This window comes from Methyloceanibacter methanicus, assembly GCF_001723285.1.
Taxonomy (GTDB): Bacteria; Pseudomonadota; Alphaproteobacteria; order Rhizobiales; family Methyloligellaceae; genus Methyloceanibacter; species Methyloceanibacter methanicus.
In genome coordinates this window covers 147,346-161,923 of record NZ_LPWG01000012.1, presented here as the reverse complement: position 1 = coordinate 161,923, position 14,578 = coordinate 147,346, and the positions used below count along the sequence as shown (strand labels likewise).

Annotated in this window: 15 protein-coding genes; 10 read left to right on the top strand and 5 right to left on the bottom strand. The window is 64.7% G+C overall.

Translation table 11 applies throughout. From position 1 onward, the window contains the following. Nucleotides 1-19: 19 nt before the first annotated feature. The 5 genes from AUC68_RS10440 to aat all read left to right on the top strand — a co-directional run bounded on the left by AUC68_RS10440 (nucleotide 20) and on the right by aat (nucleotide 4,078). Complete coding sequence (locus AUC68_RS10440; protein WP_083240630.1) at nucleotides 20-823, top strand: DsbA family protein; 804 nt, start codon at nucleotides 20-22, stop codon at nucleotides 821-823. A 194-nt stretch (nucleotides 824-1,017) separates the two neighbouring features. Continuing rightward, on the top strand, nucleotides 1,018-1,461 hold the full coding sequence (aroQ, locus tag AUC68_RS10435) for a type II 3-dehydroquinate dehydratase (RefSeq protein ID WP_069437584.1): 444 nt from the start codon (nucleotides 1,018-1,020) through the stop codon (nucleotides 1,459-1,461). A 27-nt stretch (nucleotides 1,462-1,488) separates the two neighbouring features. After that, nucleotides 1,489-1,947 (top strand): acetyl-CoA carboxylase biotin carboxyl carrier protein, encoded by a 459-nt coding sequence (accB, locus tag AUC68_RS10430; protein ID WP_069437583.1) that lies wholly within the window; start codon nucleotides 1,489-1,491, stop codon nucleotides 1,945-1,947. A 16-nt stretch (nucleotides 1,948-1,963) separates the two neighbouring features. Beyond that, nucleotides 1,964-3,313 (top strand): acetyl-CoA carboxylase biotin carboxylase subunit, encoded by a 1,350-nt coding sequence (accC, locus tag AUC68_RS10425; protein ID WP_069437582.1) that lies wholly within the window; start codon nucleotides 1,964-1,966, stop codon nucleotides 3,311-3,313. Between the two features lie 63 nt (nucleotides 3,314-3,376). Continuing rightward, complete coding sequence (gene aat / locus AUC68_RS10420) at nucleotides 3,377-4,078, top strand: leucyl/phenylalanyl-tRNA--protein transferase (protein ID WP_069437581.1); 702 nt, start codon at nucleotides 3,377-3,379, stop codon at nucleotides 4,076-4,078. Between the two features lie 63 nt (nucleotides 4,079-4,141). Here aat and AUC68_RS10415 read toward each other — a convergent pair whose 3' ends face one another. The 3 genes from AUC68_RS10415 to AUC68_RS10405 all read right to left on the bottom strand — a co-directional run bounded on the left by AUC68_RS10415 (nucleotide 4,142) and on the right by AUC68_RS10405 (nucleotide 6,117). Further along, nucleotides 4,142-4,711: a DUF2155 domain-containing protein gene (locus AUC68_RS10415; protein ID WP_069437580.1), complete on the bottom strand. Its 570-nt coding sequence runs from the start codon at nucleotides 4,709-4,711 to the stop codon at nucleotides 4,142-4,144. A 197-nt stretch (nucleotides 4,712-4,908) separates the two neighbouring features. Further along, on the bottom strand, nucleotides 4,909-5,724 hold the full coding sequence (locus AUC68_RS10410) for a class I SAM-dependent methyltransferase (RefSeq protein ID WP_083240629.1): 816 nt from the start codon (nucleotides 5,722-5,724) through the stop codon (nucleotides 4,909-4,911). Nucleotides 5,725-5,733: 9 nt separating this feature from the next. Then, the gene (locus AUC68_RS10405) at nucleotides 5,734-6,117 is read right to left on the bottom strand and encodes an NADH:ubiquinone oxidoreductase subunit NDUFA12 (RefSeq protein WP_069437579.1); all 384 of its coding nucleotides are present in this window, start codon (nucleotides 6,115-6,117) and stop codon (nucleotides 5,734-5,736) included. A 505-nt stretch (nucleotides 6,118-6,622) separates the two neighbouring features. Here AUC68_RS10405 and AUC68_RS10400 point away from each other — a divergent pair. After that, nucleotides 6,623-9,187: an adenosylcobalamin-dependent ribonucleoside-diphosphate reductase gene (locus AUC68_RS10400; protein ID WP_425283230.1), complete on the top strand. Its 2,565-nt coding sequence runs from the start codon at nucleotides 6,623-6,625 to the stop codon at nucleotides 9,185-9,187. Next, entirely contained in the window at nucleotides 9,184-10,290 is a 1,107-nt protein-coding gene (locus tag AUC68_RS18735; RefSeq protein ID WP_425283225.1) for a TSCPD domain-containing protein, read from the top strand. The genes AUC68_RS10400 and AUC68_RS18735 overlap by 4 nt, the downstream gene beginning before the upstream one ends. On the opposite strand, the gene AUC68_RS16435 is transcribed toward AUC68_RS18735, so the two are convergent. Beyond that, on the bottom strand, nucleotides 10,250-10,813 hold the full coding sequence (locus tag AUC68_RS16435; protein ID WP_141701209.1) for a hypothetical protein: 564 nt from the start codon (nucleotides 10,811-10,813) through the stop codon (nucleotides 10,250-10,252). The genes AUC68_RS18735 and AUC68_RS16435 overlap by 41 nt on opposite strands. A gap of 474 nt (nucleotides 10,814-11,287) precedes the next feature. Further along, the gene (locus AUC68_RS10390; protein ID WP_069437577.1) at nucleotides 11,288-12,058 is read right to left on the bottom strand and encodes a competence/damage-inducible protein A; all 771 of its coding nucleotides are present in this window, start codon (nucleotides 12,056-12,058) and stop codon (nucleotides 11,288-11,290) included. Nucleotides 12,059-12,153: 95 nt separating this feature from the next. On the opposite strand from AUC68_RS10390, the gene sfsA reads away from it, so the two are divergent. The 3 genes from sfsA (at nucleotide 12,154) to radC (ending at nucleotide 14,577) form a co-directional block, all read left to right on the top strand. Continuing rightward, nucleotides 12,154-12,897, top strand: a complete 744-nt coding sequence (gene sfsA, locus AUC68_RS10385; protein ID WP_083240628.1) for a DNA/RNA nuclease SfsA — start codon at nucleotides 12,154-12,156, stop codon at nucleotides 12,895-12,897. A 131-nt stretch (nucleotides 12,898-13,028) separates the two neighbouring features. Then, nucleotides 13,029-13,772, top strand: a complete 744-nt coding sequence (gene map, locus AUC68_RS10380; protein WP_083240685.1) for a type I methionyl aminopeptidase — start codon at nucleotides 13,029-13,031, stop codon at nucleotides 13,770-13,772. A gap of 61 nt (nucleotides 13,773-13,833) precedes the next feature. Next, on the top strand, nucleotides 13,834-14,577 hold the full coding sequence (gene radC / locus AUC68_RS10375) for a RadC family protein (protein ID WP_069437792.1): 744 nt from the start codon (nucleotides 13,834-13,836) through the stop codon (nucleotides 14,575-14,577). Nucleotide 14,578: the final 1 nt, after the last annotated feature.

Genomic DNA, 14,578 nt, shown 5'->3' with positions numbered 1-14,578 from the left:
AGCCCTCGGAGACCATAGCATGACCTTTAAGACTGGCTTGGCCACCGCCCTCGTCGCCGCGGTCGTCGCCGCCATCGTGAGCGCCGCGACCGTCCTGCTCGTTGGGCGGGACGTTGCCGGCACGGCCGGGCTTCCCGGCGCCGACCCGAATACGAAGCAGGTCGAGAACATCGTCCACGATTATCTCACCAAGAATCCGGAGATCCTCGTGGCCATGACGACGGAACTCGACCGGCGCCAAAAGGAAGAACAGGACGTCCTGCAAACCAAGGCGATCAGCGACAACGCCGACGCCCTGTTCCGCTCGGACAAGTCCTTTACGGCCGGCAACCCGGACGGTGACGTCACCGTCGTAGAGTTCTTCGACTACAATTGCGGCTATTGCCGCGCGGCCATGCCTGATGTGGTGAAGCTCACCGACAACGACGAAAAGGTTCGCGTCGTGTTCAAGGAACTCCCGATCTTCGGCGGGGATTCGGAGGACGCGGCCAAGGGCGCTCTCGCGGCCAAGATGCAGGGCAAATATTTCGAGATGCACCAGAAGCTGTTCTCCGCGCCGGGCAAGGCCAACAAGGAGAAGGTGCTCCGCATCGCCAACGAGCTCGGACTGGACGTGCCGCAGCTCGAGAAGGACATGGAGAGCCAGGAGGTCGCCGACGCCCTGGACGAGGCCCATGGGCTGGCCCAAGAGCTCGGCCTGCAGGGCACCCCGCTCTACCTGATCGGGGACCGCACCATTCCGGGAGCCCCGGACGATCTCTACGACCAGTTGGTCGAGAACGTCGCGATCATCCGGAAGAACGGCTGCAAGACGTCCTGCTGAGGCCGGTCCGCCGATCCTCAAAACGGCCCCGATCCGCGACGGCGCGTATCGGGGTCCTCTCGGCTTTTGCTCCGTTGCGAAAAAGCTGATAAACGGCGCCCTACCGCAATGTTCTTTGCGAGTTCTGCGCGCGCGTCCGTCCCATCCGCCGGCCGGGGCCGTTACTCCCCTGGATCGCCTACCGGGAATGAACCATGGCCAACCCGATCTATGTCTTGAACGGCCCGAACCTGAATCTCCTTGGCACGCGCGAACCGGCGGTCTACGGGACCGAGACTCTCGCCGATCTGGAGCAGCGTTGCGTGCGCAAGGCGCAAGCGTTGGGTCTTACGGTGGACTTCCGGCAGAGCAACACGGAAGGTGAGCTCGTCGGCTGGATCCAGGAGGCCCGGACGAAGGCCTCCGGCCTGATCGTAAACGCCGGCGCTTACACCCATACCTCGATCGCCATGCTCGATGCGTTGCTCGCGTGCGAAGTCCCTGTCGTCGAGGTCCATCTCTCGAATATCTTCGCCCGCGAACCGTTCCGCCACCGCTCCTATATTTCCCAGGCCGCGAAGGGGGTAATCTGCGGTTTCGGTGGACTCGGCTACGAACTCGCGATCGAGGCTCTTGCCTCCGCGCGTTCCGGCGCCTAGCAGGACGACGACAATGAAAGGACGCCAATGAGTAAAGACGGGGGAAGCCTCGATACGGATCTCATCCGGGAGCTCGCCACGCTCCTGGATGAAACCGGCTTGACGGAAATCGAGATCGAACTTGACGGACGTCGCTTCCGGGTGGCGCGAAGCGTCAACGTCACCGCGGCTCCCGTCGCCGCGGCGCCCGTATCGGCACCGGAGCCATCCGAACCGAAGCGAGCCGCTGCGTCCGAAGAGGCAGGCGCGCATCCCGATGCCGTGACCTCGCCGATGGTGGGGACGGCCTATCGCTCTCCGGAGCCGGGCGCCACCGCGTTCGTCGAGGTCGGCAGCAGCGTCACCGCCGGCCAAACGCTTCTCATCATCGAAGCGATGAAGACGATGAACCACATCCCTTCGCCCCGCGCCGGCAAGGTCACGGCGATCCTTGTCGAGGACGGTCAGCCGGTGGAATACGGCGAACCCCTCATCGTGATCGAGTAGGAACCGTCAGACGCAAATGTTCGACAAGATCCTGATCGCCAACCGGGGAGAGATCGCGCTTCGCATCGAGCGGGCTTGCAAGGAGCTCGGTATTTCGACCGTCGCGATCCATTCGACGGCGGACGCGCACGCGATGCATGTCCGCCTCGCCGACGAAAGCGTGTGCATCGGCCCGCCCCAGGCCAAGGACAGCTATCTCAACATTCCCGCGATCGTCGCAGCCTGCGAGATCACCGGTGCCGATGCGGTTCATCCAGGCTATGGCTTCCTGGCCGAGAACGCGCGCTTCGCCGAAATTCTCGAGGAACACAGAATTACGTTTATCGGTCCGACGGCCGAGCACGTGCGGCTGATGGGCGACAAGATCAAGGCCAAGGAGACCGCGAAGTCCCTCGGCATTCCCGTCGTGCCCGGCTCGGACGGACCCGTGACGGATATCGAGACGGCGAAAGGCATCGCCGAGGAAATCGGATACCCCGTGATGGTGAAGGCCTCGGCCGGCGGCGGCGGGCGCGGCATGAAGCTGGCCCATTTCGATTACGAACTCGAGGCCGCGCTCAGCACGGCGCGCAACGAAGCCCGCGCGGCGTTCGGCGACGACACCGTGTATCTCGAGAAATATCTCGCCAAGCCGCGCCATATCGAGGTGCAGGTCCTCGCCGACGGGAACGGCAACGCCATTCACCTCGGCGAGCGCGATTGCTCCTTGCAGCGGCGGCACCAGAAGCTCTGGGAAGAGGCCCCCTCGCCCGCGCTCAACGAGAGCGAACGTGTCCGGATCGGCGAGATCGTCGCCAATGCCATGCGCACGCTCCGCTACCGCGGCGTGGGCACCGTGGAGTTCCTCTACGAGAACGGCGAGTTCTACTTCATCGAAATGACAACGCGGCTCCAGGTGGAGCACACGGTGACGGAAATGGTCACGGGACTCGATCTCGTCATCGAGCAGATCCGGATTGCCTCGGGCGCTCCGCTGTCGATCCGTCAGGAGGACGTGCGCTTCGACGGCCACGCCATCGAGTGCCGCATCAACGCGGAGAACCCGCTCACCTTCCGGCCCTCTCCTGGCACGATCACCCATTTCCATCCGCCGGGCGGCCTTGGGGTACGTGTCGATTCAGGCGCCTATGCGGGCTACACCATCCCTCCCTATTATGACAGTCTGATCGGGAAGCTGATCGTGCACGCCCGGACCCGCAACGAATGTCTGATGCGGCTCAAGCGCGCGCTGGGAGAATTCGTGGTCGATGGCATCGAGACAACCATTCCCCTGTTCTCGTCGCTCATTCAGGAGCCCGATATCGTCGACGGCCATTACGACATCCATTGGCTGGAAGACCATTTGGCGCCCAACGGCGAACGGTAGAAACCCGGCATTGCCAAGTCGTCACTTGTTGCCAGGCGATCATTCGTCGGGGATTGTTGCACCATGACCTCTCTCGACGACGTCATGATCGAGATCACGCCGCAGGTTCTGCTGAAGGCGTATTCGTGCGGCATCTTCCCGATGGCGGAGAGCGCGGACAACAACGCGCTCTATTGGATCGAACCGGAGCGCCGCGGAATCCTGCCGCTGGATGCGGTTCACATCCCCAAGAGCCTCGCGCGGACCATTCGCCGGGCCACGTTCGAGGTCAGAATCGACAACGACTTCGATGCCGTGATCGAAGGCTGCGCCGAGCCGCGGGCGGGACGCCGCAGCACCTGGATCAACGGGCGCATCCGCAGCCTCTATCGGGAGCTGTTCGCCCTCGGCCATTGCCATACCGTCGAAGTCTGGCAGGACGGCGAGCTGACCGGCGGTCTCTACGGCGTCCATCTCGGCCGGGCGTTCTTCGGCGAAAGCATGTTCTCCAGAGCGCGGGACGCCAGCAAGATCGCCCTGGTCTATCTGATTGCCCGGTTGAAATATGGTGGCTTCACCCTGCTCGACACGCAGTTCATCACCGACCATCTGGCGCGGTTCGGCGCCGTCGAGATCAGCCGTCAGGCGTTCCAGCGGCGCTTGGAGGATGCCTTGGACCGCGGCCAGGACAATCGCAGCCGTGCGAACGCGTTTGCCGCGCTTCCTGCCGGCACACCGCCTACAGAGATCCTGCGGCTGGTTGGCCTCGCGTCCAAGACGGAGTGATCGACGGCATGAAGCCCGGAACGCGCAGGTAGCCTAGACGCAACGTTCGCTGGTGCCTGCCTGTCAGGCAGAGCGCCTCAACCTAGCGCCGCAGCCAGGGGAGGACCGGCTGCGCGGGCCTTGCGGCCGGAGGCGGCGAAGCCCGGCGGGCTGGCGGTGCCGCCGCAGGCGGCCGTGCGGCGGGAGCCGGTGCGGCAGGCTCTGACGCCGCGGCTTCCGCCGGGGCCTCGGTCCCCTCGGTCTCGGCACTCTCGGCAGGCTGTCCGCCGATCGGGTTCTTGCAGCTTGTGAGCCAGACGTCGAACACGGGATGCTCGACGGCGTGAAGCCCCGGGCCTCTCGGCAAACATCCAAACCGGTGAAGATGCGCTGCTGTTCGCCGGTGAGCTTCACCTCGTCCACCTCGACGAAGGAGGCGGTGTCGGGCTTCTCGGTGAGCGGACGGGAATTGCAGATCCGCGGCGTCACCTTGAGGGCGCCGAACGCGACCGTCTGATTGATCGGAATCTCCAGATGTTGGATCCGGCCGGTGACCTTGTCCAACGCGGCGAAGACGGCGACTTCGTTCTTGATCTGCGCGGCGCAAACAGACGTGTCGGCGAGAAACAGCCCGCAGGTCGCAAGCGCGGCCAACACGGCGCGCCCAGCCAGTCGCCGTCCCCTATAACTCCCCTCAGCCTGCATCTATGCGCTCACCTCCTGCCGCCGGGATCGCGCCCGGCACAGCACCCAAGCCTACCTAGCCGGCGAAAGCGATTCCCGTATCACCGAACGCGTGGGCGATCATTGAGGCAACGGTGTGACATAGATGCCTCAGCTTTCCTAGGCGTTTATTCACCTGGACTGCGCTCGGCGCTGAAGCGGAGGCGGATGTGGTTCACCGTCCAGCGGCCTTCCGTATCGCAGAGCGAGGGCTTCAGCAGTTCGAGCACTTCCGCCAAGACGGCGCTGCGCTCGGGCTCCTCGAACTGGTCGAAGAAGAAGCGGCAAAACGTTCCGAGCCACCCTTGCATATCCGCCTTGAGCGGCGTCGATCGCGGTATGAGGGCCATCTCCCGGACGGCGAAACCATGCGCCGACAGAAGCGCACCGTATTCCTCCATCGTGGGGAAGTACCAGCGCACCGCGTGCTCCGGATCGCCGCCGCGCGCCTTCACGACGGCCCGGATGGCCGTGGCGATCGCGGCGACGTTGCCGTGTCCGCCGAGCTCTCCAACGAACCGGCCGCCGGGGCGGAGCGCGCGCGCGACGCCCTCGATCACGAGATCGGGCGCCTGCATCCAATGCAGCGCCGCATTGGAGAACACGGCGTCGAATTCCTGGACGTAGTCGAGGGCGTGGGCGTCGATCTTCTTCACCGACAGCCCTTTCATGCGCGCAACCGCCAGGAGTTCCTCGCTGGCGTCGATCCCGAGAACGTCGGCGCCCGCGGCCTCGATTTCCGCCGTCAGCGTGCCGTCGCCGCAGCCGAGGTCCAAGATCCGCTCGCCGGGCTTGGGCGCGAGAAGCGCGAAGATGGGACCGGCCATGTCGTGAATGAAGCGGCCGTTCTTGGCGAAATCGGAGGCGGACCACCGCTGCAGCACGCGGGCGTCCGTGCGAGACGGCCTGGGCGGCGCGATGGGATCGGTGATGGGGCCGTGCATGGCTTGGCTCTACGCGGAGTCCGGAGACCAGGGTTCGTAATCGAGCGGTTGCTCGTGCACGCGCGGCCGCATCACGGAGCCCGGGGGCCGATAGGCTTCGTAAGTTCCGGTGAGATTGGGCCGGTGGGCCTCTTCCCACGGACGCGGCTTGTAATCCTCATCGCTCGGCGGCTCGTCGGTGATGAAGTGGATCCAGGCGTGCCAGCCGGGCGGGATCTGGGAGGCCTCGGAGAGATCCTTGTAGATGACCCAGCGCCGCGTGCCGTTCCGCTCCCGGTAATAGACGTTGCCGAGGCCGTCTTCGCCGACGCGCTCGCCCTTGCGCCACGTGTACAGGCGCGTTCCCAGCGTGTCGCCGTGCCACCACGTGAACAGGTCACTGAAGAGTCCCATGAACAGCCTTCGCCCTTGGATGTCTGCGTCTCAGCCACGAAATTGTGCAGTGCGCTAAAGTCGACTATGGCCCGCGCGCGGGGCCCCTGTCCAGCGGCTCAAGACGGCATGGTGGCGCACGGCGTTCTACGGATCGGGACGGGATTTTTGGTGCGGCCGACCCCATATATCTTGTGGTCGTCAACACGTTATACACTGCGACCGGATTCGGCGTCCGTGGCCGTGCACGCGGGCATCCGAGGATGCAAATGACGGTTTTTTGGCAGTTTTCCGTATGGGCCCCGCCATTCATCCAAAGGCTGTCCACACGGTTTTCACCCCACAACCCACAGGGTTTAGTGTTATCGTAACCCCTGGACAACAATATGTTGATGCGGCTGTTGCCTGCCGCGTTCGAATCGGCCCAGTCTGAAAGTTCGCACAGAGCGCACGATTTGGGGCCGAAATTCACGGAAGGGGCATGAGCTAAAATGCGGATTCAACGACGTTTTACAGAGAACGGACAATCTCCTTACGAAGGCATCGCGTTTCGCCAGAGCGCGAGCGAGATCAGAACCCGGACGGGTCGGTCGTCTTTGCTCTGGAGGAGTTCTCGGTCCCGGCTCATTGGAGTCAGGTCGCGGCGGACATCCTCGCCCAGAAATATTTCCGTAAAGCGGGCGTCGCCGCCAAGCTGAAGCGCGTCGAAGAGAATTCGGTCCCCTCCTGGCTGTGGCGCTCCGTCCCCGACACCGACGCTCTGGAGGCCTTGCCGGAAGAGGAGCGGTTCGGCAGCGAGACCGACGCGACGCAGGTCTTCGACCGTCTGGCGGGCACCTGGACCTATTGGGGCTGGAAGGGCGGCTATTTCTCGTCCGAGGACGACGCGGAGGCCTTCTTCGACGAGATGCGCTTCATGCTGGCCAAGCAAATGGGCGCGCCCAACAGCCCTCAATGGTTCAACACGGGCCTGCACTGGGCCTACGGCATCGATGGTCCGAGCCAGGGCCATTACTACGTGGACTTCGAGACCGGCATTCTGAAGGCCTCCGAGTCTGCCTACGAGCATCCCCAGCCCCACGCCTGCTTCATCCAGTCGATCGACGACGACCTCGTCAACGAGAACGGCATCATGGATCTGTGGGTGCGCGAGGCGCGCCTGTTCAAATACGGCTCGGGCACCGGCAGCAATTTCTCGCGGCTGCGCGGCGAGAACGAACCCCTTTCGGGCGGCGGCAAGTCGTCGGGCCTGATGAGCTTCTTGAAGATCGGCGACCGGGCGGCCGGCGCGATCAAGTCCGGCGGCACCACGCGCCGCGCGGCCAAGATGGTCGTGGTGAACATCGACCATCCGGACATCGAGTCCTACATCAATTGGAAGGTCATCGAAGAACAGAAGGTGGCGGCGCTCGTCACGGGCTCCAAGGTCCTTTCCGAACGGCTGAACGCGGTCCTGCGCGCTTGCGTCAACTGCGATAGCGACAATGACGGCTGCTTCGATCCGAAACAGAACCCGGCGCTGAAGCGCGAGGTCAAGACTGCGCGCAAGGCCAAGGTGCCCGACAGCATGATCCGGCGGATCATCCAGTTCGCGCGCCAGGGCTACACCTCGATCGAGTTCCCCATCTACGACACGGACTGGGACTCGGAGGCCTATCGCACGGTCGCCGGACAGAACTCGAACAACTCCGTACGCGTCACCGACGAATTCCTGACCGCGGTCGAGGAAGACGGCGACTGGAACCTGATCCTCCGCAAGACGGGCGGCGTGGCCAAGACTCTCAAGGCCCGTGAGCTTTGGGATCAGGTCGGCTATGCCGCCTGGTCGTGCGCGGACCCGGGCATCCAGTTCCACACGACGATCAACGACTGGCACACCTGCCCTGCCGCGGGCGCCATCAACGCTTCGAACCCGTGCTCGGAATACATGTTCCTGGACGACACGGCCTGCAACCTCGCCTCGCTCAATCTGATGGCGTTCCGGGCCGGGGACGGCAGCTTCGATATCGAGAGCTACGAGCATGCGGTCCGGCTGTGGACGGTGGTGCTCGAGATCGCCGTCACCATGGCGCAGTTCCCCTCGCGCCAGATCGCGCAGCTCTCCTACGAGTACCGGACGCTGGGGCTGGGCTACGCCAATATCGGCGGGCTGCTGATGGCCTCGGGCATTCCTTACGACAGCGACGAGGGCCGCGCGCTCGGCGGCGCGCTCACCGCGATCATGACCGGCGTGGCCTACGCCACGAGCGCGGAGATGGCGCGCGAGCTCGGAACGTTCCCCGGCTTCGAGGCGAACCGCGAAAGCATGCTGCGGGTCATCCGCAACCATGCGCGTGCCTCGCGGGGCGAGCCGTACGGCTACGAGGACCTGTCGACCCCGCCGGTGCCCCTCGATCAGGCGGCGTGCCCCGATCCGCGCCTCCTCACCCATGCCATGCGCGCCTGGGATCAGGCGTTGGAGCTCGGGCGCCAATACGGCTACCGCAACGCGCAAGCCACGGTCATCGCGCCCACCGGCACGATCGGGCTCGTGATGGACTGCGACACGACGGGCATCGAGCCGGACTTCGCCCTCGTGAAGTTCAAGAAGCTGGCCGGCGGCGGCTACTTCAAGATCATCAACCGCATGGTGCCGCAGGCACTCGAGGCGCTCGGCTATGACGAGGCCGAGATCAAGCAGATCATCGAATACGCGGTGGGCCGCGGCTCGCTCGACGGGGCGCCGGGCGTCAGCCTGGAGTCCCTCGCCGCAAAAGGCTTCACACCAGACAAGCTCGAGACGGTCGAAAAGGCGGTCGCCTCGGCCTTCGACATCAAGTTCGTGTTCAACAAGTGGACCCTCGGCGAGGACTTCTGCACGCAGACGCTGGGCCTCAGCCCCGACCGGCTCGACCAGCCCGACTTCGACCTCCTGGCGGAGATCGGCTTCGCCAAGGCCGATATCGACGCGGCGAACGAGTATGCCTGCGGCGCCATGACCCTCGAAGGCGCGCCAGGTCTCGACCCCGCGCATCTGCCGGTGTTCGACTGCGCGAGCCCCTGCGGCGCAAGGGCAAGCGCTTTCTGTCCGTGGAGAGCCATATCCGGATGATGGCGGCGGCGCAGCCCTTCATCTCCGGCGCCATCTCCAAGACCATCAACATGCCGAACGATGCCTCGGTCGAGGACTGCAAGGCGGCCTATCTCCTGTCCTGGCGTCTGGCCTTGAAAGCCAACGCGCTCTATCGCGACGGCTCCAAGCTGTCCCAGCCGCTGAATGCGCAGCTCCTGGCCGACGAAGAGGAGGAGCAGGACGAGGTGTTGTCCGCTGTGTCCTCCGATCAGCCTTCCATCCAGCGTGCGACGGTAGTCGCCGAACGCGTCGTGGAGCGGGTGATCGAGCGGATGCGCACAAGGGCCGAGCGCGAGCGCCTGCCCGACCGGCGCAAGGGCTATACGCAAAAGGCCGTGGTCGGCGGCCACAAGGTCTATCTCAGGACCGGCGAATACGACGACGGCCGCTTGGGCGAGATCTTCATCGACATGCATAAGGAAGGCGCCGCCTTCCGGTCGCTGATGAACAATTTCGCCATCGCAGTGTCGGTGGGCCTGCAATACGGCGTGCCGCTCGACGAATTCGTGGATGCGTTCACCTTCACCCGCTTCGAACCGGCCGGTCCCGTGCGCGGCAACGAAGCCATCAAGAACGCCACCTCCATCCTCGACTACCTGTTCCGGGAACTGGCGGTGTCCTATCTCGGCCGCTACGAACTCGCGCATGTCGATCCCAACGAAATCGGCAGCACCACGGTCGGCTCGGGCGATGCCGCCCAAGGCGAACCGCGCCCGGAGATGCTGGTGTCGCCGGGCTTCACGCGGGGACGGCTTGGCGAACGCTCCCACTCCGTCACGGGAGAGGCGCGATCGGCAACGGCGCAGGTCCGGATGATCGAGGACGAGGTCGACGAGGAATCCGATTCCAAATCGACTGGTCTGACCACGGCCTCTCTCGAAACCACGGCGTCCGAAACGGTCGAGCATGTCGCCCTTGCCGTCGAGGCTCTGGCCCAGCGGGGCGCGTCGGCCCTCGTCGCCGAAGCGCGCGTTAAAGGTTATGAAGGGGAAGCATGTGGAGAATGCGGGAACTTCACTCTCGTTCGAAACGGAACGTGCCTCAAATGCGATACGTGCGGATCGACGAGCGGGTGTAGTTAGGGTGTAGTTTTAGTGTCATCCGATTAGCCAGCCACCCGATAGGAAGGGATCTAGAAATGGCAGTAGCAAAGAAGAAGACCGCAACGAAAAAGAAGGCGCCGGCGAAAAGGAAAACCGTCGCGAAGAAGAAGACCGTCGCGAAGAAGAGAGCACCGGCCAAGCGGAAGACCGTCCGCAAGACCACGGCTGCAAAGAAGCGGGTTGTGAAGAAGAGGGCCCCTGCGAAGAAGCGGGTCGCCAAGAAGAAAGCGCCGGCGAAGAAGAAGACCGTCCGCAAGACCGCGGCAGCGAAGAAGCGGACTGTGAAGAAGAGCGCCCCTGCAAAAAAGCGGGTCGCGAAGAAGAAAACCGTCGCCAAAAAGCGGGCCAAAAAGACCGCCTGACGTTTCGCGACAACCTGGAAGAAAGGCGCGGGGACGCTGGTCCTTGCGCCTTTTTTATTGCTTAAAATCAACGACTTACGAAGGCGTCTCCCGCGGCCGGAAAATGGCTGACAGCGCGCTCCGTCCTCGGCGGAAGCCATGCGAGGCGGGCCGCAACGTCCCGGCCTAGCCGCAACGGAGAACCGGGCGCTTTCCCTCGTCAGCACTCCCTGTTCGTTCGTGTACAGATGGTTTTTTCGCGGACGTGAGCCGCGCACCGCCCTCGCTCCAGCCCCAAGGACGGCAGGAGCCGCGGCGGACGCCGGCGCGGCGGCAGAACTGCCACATCCACGTTCGACAATCCGTATACGCACAATAAGCCTGTGTGACTTTCGGTCGTGTGCACACGGCCCTTGCGGCGAACGTACATGCGCCGGCCGGTATCGTGCGCCGCACAGCCGGGCCGAGGGCCTCTCGCCATGGCGGCGTCCGTGCGAATCGCATGGGCGCCTGTGTCAGAAATGGGCGCACCGGACGTGCCAAAGGGCCTCGCGGCGCAGAAATTTCCACAGCTTTGAGAGACGGGCAAATCGCGGCCCGAGATGATTCGAATCGTGTCGCGTTGGACGGCCGCGTTAAGATTCTTCGACTTGGCTCGCGGCAAAGCCGTGTTCGGCGATGAGACGCCAAAGCGCCTCGAGGGCTTCGGCGAGCCTGTCGTCGTCGGCGGAACGGAGGACGAGATAGGTGCCGTAGCGCCGGTGCTCGAAGAACGGATAGGACCCCATCTGTACATCGGCATAGGCCATCTGCAGCGCGGCGAGCGGCGTGGCGACTTCGCTTTCGGGCGCGCTCACCCGCACCGAACGGGCTTGAAGAGGACGCCCCTTTGCAAGGCGGGGCATGACCTCGTCCAGCATCACCTGCATCACGCCCGGAATGCCGGCCATCACGATCACGTTCTCGATCATGTAGCCGGGCGCGCGCGAGACCGCATTGTGGATCAGCGCCGCCCCTTGGGGAATGCGGGCCATCCTGAGCCGCGTCGGGGTCAGATCCTCCGGGCGGTATTGCAGGCGCATGGCCTCGACCGCCTCGTCGTTGATCGCGACCGGGACACCGAAGGCCCGGCCAATCGCATCGGTGGTGACGTCGTCGTGGGTGGGACCGATCCCGCCTGTCGTCAGCACATACGCGTAGCGCTGCCGAAGCGCGTTCACCGCGTCCACGATCTCGGCCTCGACATCGGCGACGATCCGGACTTCGCGCAGCGCGATGCCGGCGTTCGAGAGATGCGCCGCGATATAGGGTGTGTTGGTGTCCTTCGTGCGGCCGGAGAGGATCTCCTCGCCGATCACAACGAGAGCGGCGGTGACGGTGTCGGACGGTCCGGGCTCCTCGATCATGCCCGGGAGTGAATGGGAAGTTCGCCCCCATGTCTAGTGGGGATGGCCGGGAGGCGCTGCTTGCTGCGGTGCAAAGGCTTTCCTAGGGTTGCGCCATGCTCCTTACGCGGTTTTCTGCCCCGCTTGTGGAGGGCCGGCTGATCCGGCGCTACAAGCGCTTTCTCTCCGACGTCGAACTGGTCACCGGCGAGACGGTCACGGCCCATTGCGCCAATCCCGGGTCGATGCTGGGGCTCGCGGACCCCGGCGCGCGCGTCTGGTTGTCGCGATCCGACAATCCCAAACGGAAGCTGGCCTACTCTTGGGAACTGATCGAGGTCGATCTCGGGCGCGGGCCACGCTTGTGGGCATCAACACGTCGAGCCCCAACGGCGCGGTGGCCGCGGCCATTCAAAACGGCCTCGTTCCCGAACTCTCCGGCTATGCTCTTGCGCCGCGAAGTGCGCTATGGCGGCAATAGCCGGATCGACATCCTGCTCGAAGACGAGGCGCGCCCGCCCTGCTACGTGGAGATCAAGAACGTGCATTTGATGCGCGAAGCGGGGCTGGCCGAGTTCCCGGATTCGGTGACGGCGCGGGGCGCCAAGCACTTGGCCGCGCTCTCCGGGATGGTGGCGGCCGGCGCCGGGCGGTCATGGTCTATTTCGTGCAGCGCGGCGATGCGGACGCGTCGCGCTGGCGAGATATCGACCCCGCCTATGCGGCGGCCTTCCGCGCGCGACCGCGTCCGGGGTCGAGGCTTTGGCGCTGGTTTCGAGCCTCTCCCTCGCGGGCCTGAGCCTGCCCCGCCCCATCCCGCTGAGGCCCCCGGCCCCGCCCGCGTGACGGCGCCATCTTGAACCGGAGGCGATTTGCCACTAGCTGTAGCGGAAACGCCTCCTATAATCCGTAGCAATGTCCAATCTCGAAATTGCCCGCGCCAGCGCGCGACAGCAGAATCAAGCTCCACGGCCCCGATGCCTTCGCCGGCATGGCGAAGGCTGGGCGGCTCGTGGCCGAAGCCCTCGACATGCTCGTCTCCCATGTGGAGCCCGGGGTCACCACCGAGGCGCTGGACGACCTGCTGTTCGACTTCGCCATGTCCCACGACGCGATTCCGGCGCCGTTGAACTACCGCGGCTTCCCGAAATCGATCTGCACGTCCTTGAACCACGTGGTCTGCCACGGGATTCCGGGCCCGCGCGCGTTGCGCGAGGGGGATATTCTCAATATCGACGTCACGCTCATCGTCGATGGCTGGCATGGGGACTCCAGCCGCATGTATCCGGTCGGCAAGATTTCCCGCGCGGCGGAGCGCCTTCTCGACGTGACGCACAGGGCCCTGATGCTTGGCATCGAAGCGGTCAAGCCGGGCGCGACGACCGGCGATATCGGCCATGCGATCCAAGCTTACGCGGAAGGCGAGCGCTGCGGCGTGGTGCGCGATTTCTGCGGCCACGGTTTGGGGCGCGTCTTCCACGACCGGCCGAACATTCTCCATTATGGCGAGCCGGGCGAAGGACTGCCGCTCAAGCCCGGTATGCTGTTCACGATCGAGCCGATGATCAATCTCGGCAAGCCCCACGTGAAGATCCTCTCCGATGGCTGGACCGCCGTGACCCGCGACCGGTCGCTGTCCGCGCAATACGAGCACACGATCGGCGTGACGGAGACGGGATGCGAGATTTTCACCCTGTCGCCGAACGGGCTCGATCGTCCGCCTGTGCGCGCTTAGGCGTGCGCCGCTCGAAGGGGGCGATGAACCGGGACTCGGCGCCATGAGCGCTAACGACAAGATGAGCTCCAACGACAAGACGGGCTCGGAAGGCAAGACGCCCGCCCCGGATATTGGGTTCGAAGAGGCCGGCAAGCCGCATTATCTCGGCCACCGCGAGCGCCTGCGGAAGCGGTTCCGGGAAGGCGGCGCGGATTCCCTCCCCGACTACGAACTTCTGGAGCTCGTGCTGTTCCGGGCCATGCCGCGCCGGGACACGAAGCCCTTGGCCAAGGCCATCCTCAGCCGGTTCGGCACCTTCGCCGAAGCCATGAACGCGCCCGACGATCTTCTGCTCGAAGTGCCGGGGCTGGGCGAAGCGGCGGTGACGGAGATCAAGCTCGTGCGGGCGGCGGCGCTGCGCCTCATGCGGGGCGAAGTGCTGGACCGGCCGGTGCTGTCGTCCTGGCAGGGCGTGCTCGACTATTGCCGCGCGGCCATGGGATTCGAGGCCAAGGAGCAGTTTCGCATCCTGTTCCTCGACAAGCGCAACCAGATCATCGCCGACGAGATCCAGCAGGAAGGCACCGTCGATCATACGCCCGTCTATGTGCGCGAGGTGGTGAAGCGGGCCCTGGAACTCTCCGCGACCGCCATCGTGCTGGTGCACAATCACCCGAGCGGCGACCCGACCCCGTCGCGCGCCGACATCGAAATGACGAAGCAGATCGTGGCGGCGGCAAAGCCCTTGGGCGTGGTCGTTCACGATCACATCATCGTCGGCAAGCAAGGTCACGCGAGCTTCCGAGGATTGGGATTGATCTGAA

Bases quoted from the DNA above. Each gene is read 5' to 3' on its own strand.
- AUC68_RS10440 (WP_083240630.1), top strand. From the start codon at position 20: ATGACCTTTAAGACTGGCTTGGCCACCGCCCTCGTCGCCGCGGTCGTC.
- aroQ (WP_069437584.1), top strand. From the start codon at position 1,018: ATGGCCAACCCGATCTATGTCTTGAACGGCCCGAACCTGAATCTCCTT.
- accB (WP_069437583.1), top strand. From the start codon at position 1,489: ATGAGTAAAGACGGGGGAAGCCTCGATACGGATCTCATCCGGGAGCTC.
- accC (WP_069437582.1), top strand. From the start codon at position 1,964: ATGTTCGACAAGATCCTGATCGCCAACCGGGGAGAGATCGCGCTTCGC.
- aat (WP_069437581.1), top strand. From the start codon at position 3,377: ATGACCTCTCTCGACGACGTCATGATCGAGATCACGCCGCAGGTTCTG.
- AUC68_RS10410 (WP_083240629.1), bottom strand. From the start codon at position 5,724: ATGCACGGCCCCATCACCGATCCCATCGCGCCGCCCAGGCCGTCTCGC.
- AUC68_RS10405 (WP_069437579.1), bottom strand. From the start codon at position 6,117: ATGGGACTCTTCAGTGACCTGTTCACGTGGTGGCACGGCGACACGCTG.
- AUC68_RS18735 (WP_425283225.1), top strand. From the start codon at position 9,184: ATGATGGCGGCGGCGCAGCCCTTCATCTCCGGCGCCATCTCCAAGACC.
- AUC68_RS16435 (WP_141701209.1), bottom strand. From the start codon at position 10,813: ATGGCTTCCGCCGAGGACGGAGCGCGCTGTCAGCCATTTTCCGGCCGC.
- AUC68_RS10390 (WP_069437577.1), bottom strand. From the start codon at position 12,058: ATGATCGAGGAGCCCGGACCGTCCGACACCGTCACCGCCGCTCTCGTT.
- sfsA (WP_083240628.1), top strand. From the start codon at position 12,154: ATGCTCCTTACGCGGTTTTCTGCCCCGCTTGTGGAGGGCCGGCTGATC.
- map (WP_083240685.1), top strand. From the start codon at position 13,029: ATGGCGAAGGCTGGGCGGCTCGTGGCCGAAGCCCTCGACATGCTCGTC.
- radC (WP_069437792.1), top strand. From the start codon at position 13,834: ATGAGCTCCAACGACAAGACGGGCTCGGAAGGCAAGACGCCCGCCCCG.